The sequence below is a fragment of the Cobetia sp. BMC6 genome (assembly GCF_029991385.1).
In the GTDB taxonomy this organism is placed as follows: Bacteria; Pseudomonadota; Gammaproteobacteria; order Pseudomonadales; family Halomonadaceae; genus Cobetia.
On sequence record NZ_JAKUMF010000015.1, the window covers coordinates 19,265 to 32,419 of the forward strand.

At 53.7% G+C, this 13,155-nt stretch carries 10 protein-coding genes; 5 read left to right on the forward strand and 5 right to left on the reverse strand.

Going from position 1 to position 13,155, the window contains the following annotated elements; genetic code table 11:
• Positions 1-6 precede the first annotated feature (6 nt).
• Positions 7-1,461 (forward strand): hypothetical protein, encoded by a 1,455-nt coding sequence (locus tag MKZ40_RS16480; RefSeq protein ID WP_175090713.1) that lies wholly within the window; start codon positions 7-9, stop codon positions 1,459-1,461.
• Positions 1,462-1,499: 38 nt separating this feature from the next.
• Complete coding sequence (locus MKZ40_RS16485; protein ID WP_175090712.1) at positions 1,500-3,200, forward strand: hypothetical protein; 1,701 nt, start codon at positions 1,500-1,502, stop codon at positions 3,198-3,200.
• 765 nt (positions 3,201-3,965) lie between these two features.
• Here MKZ40_RS16485 and MKZ40_RS16490 read toward each other — a convergent pair.
• The 3 genes from MKZ40_RS16490 to MKZ40_RS17225 form a co-directional block, all read right to left on the reverse strand.
• Positions 3,966-5,951, reverse strand: a complete 1,986-nt coding sequence (locus MKZ40_RS16490) for an AAA domain-containing protein (RefSeq protein ID WP_175090711.1) — start codon at positions 5,949-5,951, stop codon at positions 3,966-3,968.
• Positions 5,952-6,206: 255 nt separating this feature from the next.
• On the reverse strand, positions 6,207-6,416 hold the full coding sequence (locus MKZ40_RS16495; RefSeq protein ID WP_348994704.1) for a flavin reductase family protein: 210 nt from the start codon (positions 6,414-6,416) through the stop codon (positions 6,207-6,209).
• Positions 6,376-6,681, reverse strand: coding sequence for a flavin reductase family protein (locus tag MKZ40_RS17225; protein ID WP_217485968.1), 306 nt, complete (start codon positions 6,679-6,681; stop codon positions 6,376-6,378). Before MKZ40_RS17225 ends, MKZ40_RS16495 begins: the two co-directional genes overlap by 41 nt.
• Before the next feature lie 495 nt (positions 6,682-7,176).
• On the opposite strand from MKZ40_RS17225, the gene MKZ40_RS16505 reads away from it, so the two are divergent.
• Positions 7,177-8,073, forward strand: coding sequence for a LysR family transcriptional regulator (locus tag MKZ40_RS16505; RefSeq protein WP_175090710.1), 897 nt, complete (start codon positions 7,177-7,179; stop codon positions 8,071-8,073).
• A 1-nt stretch (position 8,074) separates the two neighbouring features.
• On the opposite strand, the gene MKZ40_RS16510 is transcribed toward MKZ40_RS16505, so the two are convergent.
• Entirely contained in the window at positions 8,075-9,580 is a 1,506-nt protein-coding gene (locus MKZ40_RS16510) for an AbgT family transporter (RefSeq protein ID WP_175090709.1), read from the reverse strand.
• 37 nt (positions 9,581-9,617) lie between these two features.
• The gene (locus MKZ40_RS16515) at positions 9,618-10,772 is read right to left on the reverse strand and encodes an amidohydrolase (RefSeq protein ID WP_175090708.1); all 1,155 of its coding nucleotides are present in this window, start codon (positions 10,770-10,772) and stop codon (positions 9,618-9,620) included.
• 424 nt (positions 10,773-11,196) lie between these two features.
• Between MKZ40_RS16515 and MKZ40_RS16520 the strand changes: the two genes are divergently transcribed.
• Together MKZ40_RS16520 and MKZ40_RS16525 are read left to right on the forward strand one after the other, a co-directional pair.
• On the forward strand, positions 11,197-11,973 hold the full coding sequence (locus MKZ40_RS16520) for a type IV toxin-antitoxin system AbiEi family antitoxin domain-containing protein (RefSeq protein ID WP_175090707.1): 777 nt from the start codon (positions 11,197-11,199) through the stop codon (positions 11,971-11,973).
• Positions 11,963-12,859, forward strand: coding sequence for a nucleotidyl transferase AbiEii/AbiGii toxin family protein (locus tag MKZ40_RS16525; RefSeq protein WP_175090706.1), 897 nt, complete (start codon positions 11,963-11,965; stop codon positions 12,857-12,859). Before MKZ40_RS16520 ends, MKZ40_RS16525 begins: the two co-directional genes overlap by 11 nt.
• The last annotated feature ends 296 nt before the right edge of the window (positions 12,860-13,155 follow it).

Below are 13,155 nucleotides of genomic sequence, written 5' to 3' on the forward strand. Positions count from 1 at the left end.
AATGTCTTGAACCAGACGGTGCATGACCTTGTTGCGGGTCGCCAAGAGGCCGATTCCCTCCGTGAGTTGGATGATCAGCTGACTGATGTTATGGCGGCTCGACAAGTTCAGGAGTTTATCCAGGGCGATCGCTTAGCAGTGCTTGTGCAGCGTGCTCAGACGCTATGCGATGAAGAGGACGCGGACGAACGCCTACTGCTGGCCGCCGTGCTGGGTCGGATTGCTGCCGTGGCACGTAACCGAAGTCGTGAGGTTTTCGAAGGGTTCGAGGCTTATATGATATCACCGCCCGCCTCCATGGATGTACTCCAGGACGGTGACGAAAAGGCTTATGCCGCCATGTCATTGGCTCACTTGGGAGCACCCAGGCCTTCTTGGTTGGCCGATTATGTTATCCGTGAAGCCTTCTATCTGGATGCTGCCGAGAACGCCAGGAAAGTATTGCTGGGCATGTTGAGGGACCATTCCGTCGACTACCTGGGGGTCCTCAATGGTTTGAAGCAAGGCTTCGATGGCCTGGAGCTCGAAGTGGCAGACGTACGGCTTAGAAGGGTCAAGCGGGTACTGCAAGCCTGGAAGGAGGTCTCACAAGATCACTTCTGGTCACTCAAGGCGAATCCTGGTGAATCGCTCACACGTGTCATTAAGGCTGCCTTGCATAATGTGACCGGCGCCAAGGAGGAAGCTCTCGCCAATGAGGTGTGCGACCTGCTTTTCGAGCTGCTGCTGCGAGTCGTACAGCTGCGGTTTTCTTACGCGCTTGAGTCGGCCACTTATGCGCCGCTAGCCACTATGAAGATGCATTTTGGGACTCGCTTATGGACACACTTGCGGAGTCATTCGATCGTCAAGCCGAGAGTGCTCTCTTGTTTGCGTGAGGCTTGTCTAGTGCTGGCGCGCCAGGGGCAGACGGACACGGCAATGCTGGATGCCATGAAGGTGATGTACGCGACTCGTACCAGTATGGGAAATGACCTGAAGCGTCACTTTGAGGGGCATCACGAGTTGGATTCCGAGGTGTCCGAATGGTGGGCTTCAGGGGGGACCAAGCGTGCCAACAACAGTAAGAAGGAAAAGTCGCTCAAATCTGATGAGGATATGCTGATAGGTCAGCTGTTGCTGGAGGGTGAAGGCGCCAGCCGCCCGCTAAATAATGTGCGTACTAACTTGTTGCCACTGATTGAGGAGTTCAGTAATGATCCAGTGGCGGTGGCTTCCCTTCGCAAGGGGCTCGGCGGATTCGTAGAGCTTTCCACAATACTGCGCCAGTTATGTCGTATGCGGCGCCTTGAGCCATCTGGGCTTGAGGGTGAAACCATCACTTACAGCCGGACCCGTCATGAAATGATTGGCGGGCATCAATCGGGTGTTACTGAGGTCAGGGTAGTGCGCGATCAAGTCGTGCAAAAGCTCTATGGGCGGGAAAGGATAGTGGTCAAGGCACTGGTTGAGCCGATGTAGGTTACGAGAGCCTTGTAATATCAGGGAATGGAGGTTGCATGGATAACAATAAAGCAAGGTGGCTGCTGGAAAACTTGCTGGATCGTCTGGTTGGGCGAGAAGATGGCAAGCAAGAGCTGCCAGGCATCATCACTGAATCGGAGCAGGAGGCACTGACTGCAGCCATCGATTTACTTGGCGTATCCTCTCGTTTGGTCTCAGCCTCACAGGAAACAAAAGTTGAGCCAGTTGATCCTGATCAACAAGATGACCTGCCAATATATACTGTGGCCTCAGGTCTTCCCGAAGTACTTTTGAAAGAGCTCGATTTTGATCACGAAAGCTTGAGAGCTGTTTTTCCTCCTATTCTCGATGAGCCTGTTTCACCAGATATAAGACTCTGTATCGACTTTGGTACTGCCATGTCAAAGGTGACTCTGGTACATGATGGCGCGGGAAAAAATGGAGGTGACGAACTCCAGATACTAGAACTCGGTGATGTAGCAGGCCAAGATCCATCTGATGGACCGTTAGAGTTGCTCATTTCTTCAGTATATATAAGTAACGAAGGTGTCGTTTATTTCGGTAAAAGTGCTTTGGAAGTATCGGAGCAGGAGGCTTCGGAAGCTAACCGTCAGCGTATCGATAATATGAAACGTTTTCTTTCTGAGGATGGTATTGAGGACGTACTTTCAGCAGAGTTTAACCCAACCGAGATTGAAGTTCATTATCGTGATATTATTCTTTACTATCTCGTTTACCTGACATGGGTATTCAACCATTGTACGGATGATATGGGATATGATAAGAATGTCCTACGTCGTTTTGCAATGCCTTGCTTTGATGACATAAAAGCACGTCAATACTCTCAGATGCTATCCCGCATGCTAGGTCATGCTCAAGTTATAGCTATCTTGTTGGGGGATGAAATAAATGAAGGTGTTCCGCTTTATAAGTTGAAGGGTTTATGTAATAGTATTCATGGGAAGAATTATGAGTACTCATTTATAGGAAGCCCTGTCACTGAGCCTCTGGGTGTGGCCTCTGCCTTAGTTAGTGAAGATGGTGCAGCAAATAACCTTTCAATGGTTATCGATATAGGTGCTGGCACTACAGATATTAGTCTATTTCGTATACGTGTCGATACTGATAAGGATATATACTTAGCAAACCAGATTCCAGAAGCGGCCTCCGGTTTGCCCATGGCGGGAAACTATATCGATCGTGTGCTAGTTCAGAAGGTGTTATCTCTTGCTGATGTTTCATTCCAGCTGCCTGATTATCGGCGTATTCGCAATGATCTAGAACGAAAGATAAGAATGTATAAAGAGGAGTTGTTCGAGATGGGGAGCGTAAATATTCCTCTCCCTAATGGTGATGTTATCGAGGTATTGCTTGATGACTTTATGGAATCCCCCTCGATTCATGAATTTCATACTAAATTGAGAGAGAAGATAGTTGAAGTTCTTGAGAATGTAGATGAGTTTGTTTTACGCACTGCACCACGTCGAGAGTTAGTGCTAGTGTTGACAGGAGGTGGTGCTTCTCTTCCGTTTGTACGTAACATGATCGGCATAGTTATTGATGTTGGAAATATATCGTTGAAGACGGTTAAGTCGCATGATTTCCCGGCGTGGATGGAGGAAGATCATCCAGAATTTGAGTATATATTCCCACGTATTGCTGTGGCGCTGGGGGGGGCGAGGAATAATATAATTGTTCCTTATAATCAGAGAAGTATGGAGCTCTCCGATGCCTGATCAGGTATATTGTTCGCTTGGGATAAGCTAATTGATTAGTGCCGTCTGTACTATAGTGTTGTATGGTATACGGGAGAAAATAAAGAGGATGGCATATCTTTAATTTATCATGGCCAGGAAGTCAACCAATAATATCGGGTACGTTATGATCGATCCTACCCTCGGTGAGTTGTCATAGCTAGTAGCCTATCTCATCGACCCCTTACACAAGCTATTGCGCTAGGAGTGCGAGACCTGATTGGCAAGGCCTCAGCTGGGTATTTCCCATGAGCCTATGCCGGCATGTACATTGCACAAGGCTGACAGGCGGTGGTGCGTTAAGGGGATTTGCCGAAGCGCACCGTATTTACCGGCACTGCTGATACCACCGAAAGGTGGCAGATTTGCGTGACTATAGCGGTGGAGGAGGTTTCTTCAACAGTAGCGTGCAGCCGTTCTACTTAAAGCATGCTCACAGTATCCTAGAATGACCCTTGGCTCTATCTGAAAGTTACCCCTGGTACCATCAGGAATCCTTGGTAGGGTGATCCGAAGTGTTTCTGTCAATACCTTATCCATTACTCCTGGTCGCTTACACCTAGAGCGGGGAGCAGTTAATCGACTACTCTGACAGAAAAGTGGCTTGACTGTATGCATCAGGTTTGACAATAACTCACTCCTGCCTCGATAGCTGAATCATGACAGCTGATCCCTGATTAGTTGGGTTCTCTGCACGCTTACACTTATTCTGGGGGATATGGATATCGAAAAGGGCTAACTTATCCTTCAGTCTCCATTTAAGAAATGCAGAGAGTATTCTGTCTTCTGGCCATCTTCTTGTCTCATGGCTATTAAATAACGTTCACGTATACCTATAGGTTCAATGATGATTTGGCTGCCATCCTTGAGTACAAGACGTAAGAGCTTTCCTTTGATCTGATCGATATTGTGTTCTCCAATAGGAATGTGTTTATTTAGATCAATTGTTTCAATTTTACTTTTCTCGAATTGAGTTTTTGGAGTCTTTGCTATATTATGCGCAGCCTTTATATAGCGACAATTAAGGTCAGACTCATGGGCTAAAATAATCAATCTGGCCTTGGCGCGACTGAAGGCAACGTTGATCAGTTCCTTGGAAAGCGTATCGGTCAAAAAGCGGTTTTTTCCGGAAAGGTTGATGACGTCAAGAATCACAGTGTGATATTGCTGCCCCTGGGCCTTGTGGATAGTTGAGCAGGGTATATTAGTAATTTTAGAGTTCTTGGCTTTCTGGCGTATCATGCGCAGCTGTGAGTGCAACGGAGCCAGAATCATGATATCCGATTTCAGTTGCATTCTTTCACTGGAAAGTGCCTGATATATTTTAATGGCCATCTCAGCAGAACCTTCGCGAACTTCTCCCATGAATCGCTGGCGCCACTTAGCAGTATCGTCTACAAATACTACCTCTACTGGTTTTTCCCATGTTTCACATAGTCGGCGACGCTCGCTCTTCCAGCTCTCATTCTCTGCTGATGTGGCAAGTCTCAGTTTTCCTGGGTAGAACTGTTCGCTGACGAGTCGACAGACCTCTTCTACCATTCTGTCCTGCTCATCGAGCATCACTTGTGACGAGTTGGGAAACTTGTCACGTAGCCTGAAGATGGACTTTCCTACCCATCGCTGGGCTTGTGTGTTCTTGTGAGCAACACAGACCGGCGGCAGTTGGCGGTCATCGCCACAGAACAAGTATCGCCTGCCCAGCGGCAACAAGGCGATCGTCTGGTATAGGGAAACTTGGCTGGCCTCATCGAAGACAACCAAGTCGAATCGGTTATAGAGCGCTTCAAACCGGAAGCTCGCGCTGGCCGAGGTGGTCGCCACCAGCTGACACTTTTGCATCAGTGCTTTGGTGTGTTCGTCGATCTCCCTGCGAACTTTCTCATACTGGTTCAGCCAACTGTCGTAACCTACCGCATCGCGCTGGTCCGGCTTGTGCTTCTCTAGCATCTTCAGCTTGTCTGTGAGTTCCTGGCTAGAGGGGAGAAGGTGTTCACGGCCTTCATAGAGGGCCATGGTGAAGTTCTTACCGATGCGTACCGAGCGTGATTTGCGCTGATCGTCACCCAATTTTTCCAGCGCTTCGTCCACCTTTACCAGTGCATCATCCACGGCGGTATTGCTGTTGGAGATCAGCAGAACGCGCTGCTCTGACTCATGACACAGAAATTGAGCGAGGATCGCTGCCAGAGTGTAAGTCTTTCCCGTACCGGGGGGGCCTATGAGTAGGGAGTGGCTTCGATAGGGAAGCTTAAGAGCTTCACGTTGCTGGGCTCTAAGGGATAGAGGGACAGGGTTGGGCAGGATTTTCTCATCTTGAGGGGACCGGCTATCTAAGGAGTGCAGTATCCCTAGGCCGAGCTCTTGGTAGCGCTGATCATAGTAGAGCTTACGCACCGGTTCGATGAAGTTGGGCGGGTAGATTCGTAATCGGCTCTCTTGATCTGGCAATTCCCCCCTGACGGCGGTGATATGCAGTTCGTTGTCTTCGGGAAATACTGAAAGCACTCTTGCTTCACCATTATGTGGCCCTTCCATCGGCCACCAAGTATTGGCTCCTTCCAGGCTTATGCTCAAGGTGTCGCTGTTACGCCGGTCATTGTCTGGTGTGACCTTGACCAAGGCGATGCGCCCGCTGATGTGCCTTGCCCGGTCCACCTTGAATATGTAGGTACTACGTTGGGCACTTTCTTCCACCCGAATGGCTTCACGGATCTGCGTCAGCTTGTCCATGCTGTTGCCCTGCGTCGTTAGTGAGGGTTGCTTTTACTTGTTTAGAGATGTTGTATCAGCGGTCCATGTTGCACCACAAGTTCCCTTTGGTCTCGACGACCAGCCAAGCTGTGATGCCTGCTGTCTCGACTAGGTGAATCAGTAGCAGAAAGGTCGCGTGGTTGACAGACTCCTTGTTGATCTCTTCATGTGGCGATGCTTTAGAGGTTACATGCCCGTCGCTCAAAGATCGCAATATCCTCCCTTGAAATACAATCACGGCCGTGCCGCCCCTGCGACATCCAGGTTCAATTCCATCACTTCCCCGATCACGATCAGGTGATCTCCCGCAGGGTGCTCAGCGTGAATCGTGCAGTCGAGCCAGTGCAGGCTGTCATTGATGATCGGGTTACCGAGGGGGGGAGAGCTGCCAGTCGATGCCTTGTCATTTGTCTGCGCCACGCATGGCGAACTGGTTGGAGACATGGCTTTGCTCGCTGGAGAAGATGTTGACGGCGAAGCGCTCTGCCTGGCGAATCTTCGGGTAGCTGAACGAGCTTGCCTTGACGCTGAAGGAGACCAGCGGCGGGTTCATCGAGACGCTGTAGAACGACTGGCAGGTGAACCCGACTGGTTCGTCGTTGACCTGGGGGATGGTGGTGATGCCGGAGGCGAAGTGGCCGAGGGCTTCACGGAAACTGGCGAGGTCGATGGTGGTGTCAGCTTGAGTGTTGGTATCGAAGAGCGACATGTGTAGTCCTGGAAGAGTGGGGGGGGGGTAACAATCAGCCGTGGGGGATGGGCTGCAGCTATGGCGGGGGACTAAGGGTTTGACTGACAAGGATGAAAGTGATGAAAAAATGGCCGTCGTGAATCCTTCACGATGGCCATTTTTGTTTGCGGCGGTGTCAGCCGCTGCTACCTCTAGCGCTATCACAAGTTGTATTTCGCATGGACTGTTATCTCTACTGACCAGCTTCGGTATACCGCAATTGAGGATGGGGGCTTATCGGCGCCATTTTCTCGCCTGATTGACGACTGTGACCTTCAAAGAGGCAGGTAATTGCGCAGTATCCTGCACGAAGATGTGAAACGAGGGGAAATGTACGCGATCAGCCATGCGCTAAGACACGAGAAGACTGTCAGCTTGATACTATCTTCCGAGGATAGTTTGCAAGACAAGGTGGCTCTCGGTCCCGGGCAAGTCATCAAACATGACGATGAAGTCTCAGAGGCGTAGTGGTATATGGATAGCTTGGACAAGCGTGCTCTTTACCTGCAAGAGGTCAGCAGTTGTGGTGGGGTTCGGGCGGCAGCGGAGCATCTGGATGTGAATCCTTCTGTCGTGACGCGTCAGATCCGGAGTCTGGAGAATGAGCTGGGCGTGGCGTTGCTCGAGAGAAATGGCCGGCACGTATTGCCAACGGAGGCGGGGAGGCTGGTGTTGGAGAGTTATCTCGCACAGCGACAACTCAATTCCGAGCTTCGCGATACGCTGTCACGCTGGAAGAACCTGCAGACGGGGCAGGTCACTGTCTCTGTCGGTGATGGTTTCGTGGATAGCTTCATCAAGTCGGTGCTGAGTACCGTCGCAAAGCGTTATCCGGATGTGATGATTGATATGCGCACCGGCATCTATGTGCCGCGCGAACCTCATGAGATGGTCTTGCATGATGAGGTAGATATCGCGGTGACTTACGGCCCGGTGGTAGACCCACGTCTGGTCGTGCATTCCTTTGCCCGCGGGCCTCTATGTGCTCTTGTGGCGAGGGATCACCCCTTGGTAAATCATGAGAGCGTCTCCGTAGCGGAGTTGGCACGTCATAAGTTGATCTTCCTGCCGGAGGTTTCGGGGTCGCAGCGTCTGGTCAATGACATCTTCCGTACGGCAGGCCAGGTCGCGACACCTTCCTACCGCTGCAATCTGCATTCCATCTCGCGTCGGATGGCATGTGCTGGCGTTGGTGTCGCCTTCATGACGGCAGCCGCTGCACATGAAGAGGTCTCGGCGGGCCTCCTGTCTGCCATCCCCATCGAGCATCCTTTGGCAGAGGCCACTCAGGGCAATCTTGTGCGCAGAGTCGGCAGACGGCTGACGCCGGCTGCCGACTATCTATGGAAGGTGATGATGGGGATGCATTGACTCAGCTCGCCATCATGTAGACCCCCGGCCCGATGGCCCAGCCCAGCGACAGCCATAGCATCAGGAAGGCCGACCAGGCGATCAGGAAGCCAAGCGCCAGCGGCAGCATGGTAGCCACCAGAGTGCCGAGGCCCATTTCCGGTTGATAGCGCTGCATGTAGACCAATGCCACCGAGAAGTAGGGGCTCATCGGCGAGATGATGTTGGTACTCGAATCACCGATACGGAACATCGCCTGCACGAAGGCGGGATCGAAATCGATCATCATCAGCATGGGCACGAAGACCGGTGCCATCAGTGCCCATTGCGCGGAGCCGCTCGTCATGAAGATGTTGAGCACTGCCGTCATCACGATGAAGGCACCGACCAGCGGGAGACCGGTAAAGCCTGTGCTCTGCAGGATATCGGAGCCTTCAATGGCGATGAACTGCCCCAGCTCGGACCACTTGAAGTAGGCGATGAACTGCGAGATCGCGAAGAACAATACCAGTGTCGGGGCCAGCTCGCTGGCAGATTCCGCCATCTTCTTTGGCACATCGCGACTGCTGGTGATCTGGCCGACAGTCGCGCCATAAACCAGGCCAATCAGTACGAAGTACAGGAACATTAGCGGTACGAGGGACTTGAGGAACGGAGAGGGGATCAAGCCGCCATCGGCATTGCGCAGTGGTGAAGCCTCAGGTAGCACCGCGATCAAGACAAGTGCCACATAGGCCAGTGTGGCCAAGCCGACGCGCTTGATGCCGGTCCATTCTTCAGGCTTCAACTCAGGCTTTTCACCTTGTGCCGTGAAGTCCTTGCCCATGGGCAAGACGCGTTGTAGGCGCGGTTCCACCACCTTGTCGATGACGAGGGTACCGACGATAGCCAATACAAATACCGAGCAGGCGACGAAGTAGTAGTTGTCGACCGGTGAGACATAGGCATTGGGGTCCACAAGCCTGGCCGCATCCGTGGTGATACCGGAGAACAGTGCGTCCCCCACGGTCACGAACAGGCTGGCATCGTAGCCGGCGCCGGCAGCTGCGTAAGCCGCCGCGGCGCCGGCGATGGGGTGACGGCCTACGGAGTGGTAAACCATCGCCGCCAGCGGTATCAGGATCAGATAGTTGGCATCCGAGGCGATACTGCCGCAGATACCCGCCATGAAGACGCAGAACGTCAACAGGACCGGAGGCGCTTTCGCGACGCTGACCTGCATGAGGGTCGATAACAAGCCTACCTTGTCAGCCAGGCCAATCCCGAACATGACGACCAGAATGAGTCCCAGGGGTGGGAAGTTGATGAAGTTGCTGACCACGCTGGTCAACATGAATTCCAGTCCCTCGGGGGATATAAGACTACGTACATGTACCACGGCATCGCTTTGCGGATTGACGGCAGACACGCCGAGTAGATCCAGCACCGCCGAGGCGACTATGATCAACCCTGCCAGAATCGTGAATAGAATGAAGGGGTGAGGGAGCTTGTTCCCTGTACGTTCGATGGATGCGAGAACGGCTTGCATTGTTGTTGTCCTTGTTATGTTGATCTGACCGACTTGTTCAATCGCGTGCCAGCAAGTCTTTGGCCAACGACAGGAAGACACCGCCCGCGACCGGCAGGATGTCGTCATTGAAGTCGTAATGCTCGTTGTGCAGGTAGGCACTGTCGCCGTTGCCGACGAAGAAGAAGCATCCGGGGATTTCCCTGAGGTAGAAGGCGAAGTCCTCAGCGCCCATCGTCGGCATGTAATCCAGCTTCTTGATGTCATCACTGACTTGATGGTGACGAGCGATCTCGAGGACCTTGTCAGACCATACGGCGTCATTGAGGAGAGGGGGGATCTCAAGCTCATGCGCCATTCGGTAGCTGGCGCCATGCGCGCTGCATACGCCAGAAATGACTTGCTCAAGTTGACCGGCCAGTGCATCACGCGAGGAAGTACGGTCACTGCGGATATTGATCAGGATCTCGGCTTCGCCGGGGATGATGTTGGCCGCATCACCGGCATGGAAGGCGGCAATCGTAATGACGCCTGCTTCCAGCGGCGATTTGTGACGCGCGACCAGTCCCTGAAGTTGCTGAATGATCGAGGTACCCACGTAGATCGCATCCACTGCCAGGTGCGGCATGGCGGCATGCCCGGTTTGCCCTTCGACAGTGACCCGGAAGGTGTCGTTACCCCCCATGGCAGGGCCAGGTTTTACGAATACCTGGCCAGCCGGGAAGTTCGGACGGTTGTGGTAACCGAATATCGCGGAGACTTTCGGATTCTCCAGCACACCTTGTTCGATCATCCGTGCCGCGCCGTTACCACCTTCCTCTGCTGGCTGGAAGATCAGCTTCAGATGCCCTGACAGGGTACTGCGCTGCTCCATGATGGCTTCAGCCGCCAAAAGGAGTGTGGCGGTATGCCCATCATGCCCGCAGGCATGCATCAGTCCACGCATGGTGGAGCAGTGCGAAAAGGTGTTGGCCTCATCAATCGGCAGCGCATCCATGTCCGCACGAAAGGCGATCACGGGCCCCGGGCGACCAGTATCCAGTTCCGCCAAGACACCTGTCTCCGCAATACCCTCGGTGACCTGGTAACCCAGCTCGCGCAGTCTCTCGGCGACCACCTTTGCAGTCTGCGTCTCCTCGAACTTCAGCTCGGGATGCTGATGGAAGTGGTGCCTGAGCGATCTGGCTGTCTCTAACTGGCTGTCGGTAAACATTGATTGTCCTTGTTCTAGTTTAGGAACTGCTTGACTACGCTAGAACAAGGCGGGAGCACGAAGGGAGGCCAGAGAGCGTCGTGTTTGTTGACCTGAGTGCAACGAATACCAGAGGGCGCTCATTTTGCTGTGTCTCAATCTGCTGGTGTAGCGGACGAAGGCTATTGCCGATGATGCATTCTGTCTTGCACAGCTCGGCCTAGTGGGGTCTGCAAAAACCAGCTGATCGGCACGCGCAAGAAGTGCTGCCTCGATAACCTATTCAAGAGGTCGGGCAGACGTGTCTGCGCAGGGCCGGGTATCGCCCATTCGATGGTTTAAATTCTATGCTAAAAGCGGCCTTGTAGGGCGATTCTGATCTTGAAGGTGGATCGGAATAGTTTATTATTTCTTTTGAAAACGGAATTTAAGGTCGCTTTTGTACGTGAAAATAAACCAGTTGCTACAGAAGATCCCGCATGGTGCCGTCGTGACGACTGCTTGGCTGGCGTCACACGGCGTCACCTCGGATCAGGCGCGTAAGCTGGTTGGCAGCGGCTGGCTACAACGCGTGGGGCACGGCGCTTACTGCAAAGCGGGGGAGCTTCTTACCTGGGAGAGCGCTGTCTTTGCCCTGCAGGCGAGGGACGACACGGGCTTGCCACCTCTTTGGGCGGGTGGCCGGACGGCCCTGGCACTGCATGGCTTTGCCCACTATCTGCCGATGGGGGAGAGCACAACACATCTGTATGGCAAGGAGGCCGCACGGCTGCCCCGTTGGTTGAATGATGCCGAGTGGGCAGGGCGGATGGTGCTCCACTCCGAAAAGGGCCTACCGGTGCAGCTTCCGGGCAGCTTCACGGACTACGCGCCGGATGGCAGGGTCTTCAGCTTACAGGTATCGACCCCTGAGCGAGCGGTCCTAGAGTGGATCGCCGTGACGCCGAATGAGCTGCTGTTCAGCAGTGAGCTGGTGGATACCTTTGGCGGGCTCAATACGCTGCGTCCGCGCCGGCTGCAGGTATTGCTAGAGGGGTGCCGTTCGGTGAGAACCAAGCGGGTCTTCCTGGTGCTGGCTCGCCACGCCGGGCATGCCTGGTACGGTCGCCTGGAACCTAGTCGACTGGATCTCGGCAAAGGCAAGCGACAGCTCTGCCAGGGCGGCAAGCTGGACAGGGAATACCACGTGACGGTGCCGGAGGCGTTCCTGCATGCCGATTGAAGCTCGCTACCACGAACAGGTCAGGCTGTTGGTCTCGCTGCTGCCTTTCCTCAATGACGAGCCGTGCTTCGCCCTCAAGGGCGGTACGGCCATCAACCTCTTCGTGCAGCCATTACCCCGCCTTTCAGTCGACATCGACCTGGCCTACTTGCCGCTGGAGCCCCGTGACGAGGCCCTGCAACGCTGTCGCGAGGCGCTGCAGCGACTGGCAGGGACCTTCAGCGCTCGACTGCCAGGCGTACGGGCCGAGCTTCAGGATAATCGCCGAGACGAGCTGAGGATTCTGGTACGCCGAGGGCGTAGTCAGGTGAAGGTCGAGGTATCGCCGGTACTGCGTGGCACCCTGCACCCACCCCAGGAGCGCGATGTCGTTGAAGCCGTGGAGGACGAGTACGGCTTTGCTGCGGTGCAGGTGGTGTCACTGCCGGACCTGTATGGCGGCAAGATCTGCGCCGCGCTGGATCGCCAGCACCCCCGGGACCTTTTCGATGTGAAGCTGCTGCTGAACCAAGGCGGCCTGGATCGCAGCGTATTCGAAGGCTTCCTGGTCTATTTGCTGGGGCATCCCAGGCCCTTGAACGAAGTGATCAATCCGCGACTGAAACCACTGGATGACGTCTACCGACAGGAGTTTGTCGGGATGGCCAGAGTTAACCTTCCTTTGCAGGAGCTGGAGAGCGTCCGCGATGAGCTGCTGTCGCGGCTGGGGCAGCTAATGATCGATGAGGACGTTCGCTTCCTGATGTCCTTCAAGCAAGGGGCGCCTGACTGGGCGCTACTTCCGCTGTCGGGCGTCGATCGACTGCCCGCCGTGCGCTGGAAGCTCGCTAACATCCATAAGATGGGGGCTGACAAGCACCGTCAGTCACTTGAGCTCTTGGAGTAGGCTCTGGGTAGTCTTCGGAGCTAATGCCCAATAGCCCTGCGACGTACCGTCTTAAGTAGACTTCTCCTTATATCCTTTAAACGCTAGGCTGTTACGCATAATTACGCTACGCGCAGGGGATGAGATGGCGAACAGCAGGGAAGCTCTGTTCCAGTGGAACATCACCAAGCAGGGAAAATGCATGAAAAACCGCTCTACGACGGGCCTCGTAGCGCTTTACCAAAAGGACCTCATGTGGTCATTTAGCAGCTTTCGCTCATGGATGATCCGATGCTGACACCGTCTCTTATGCACCA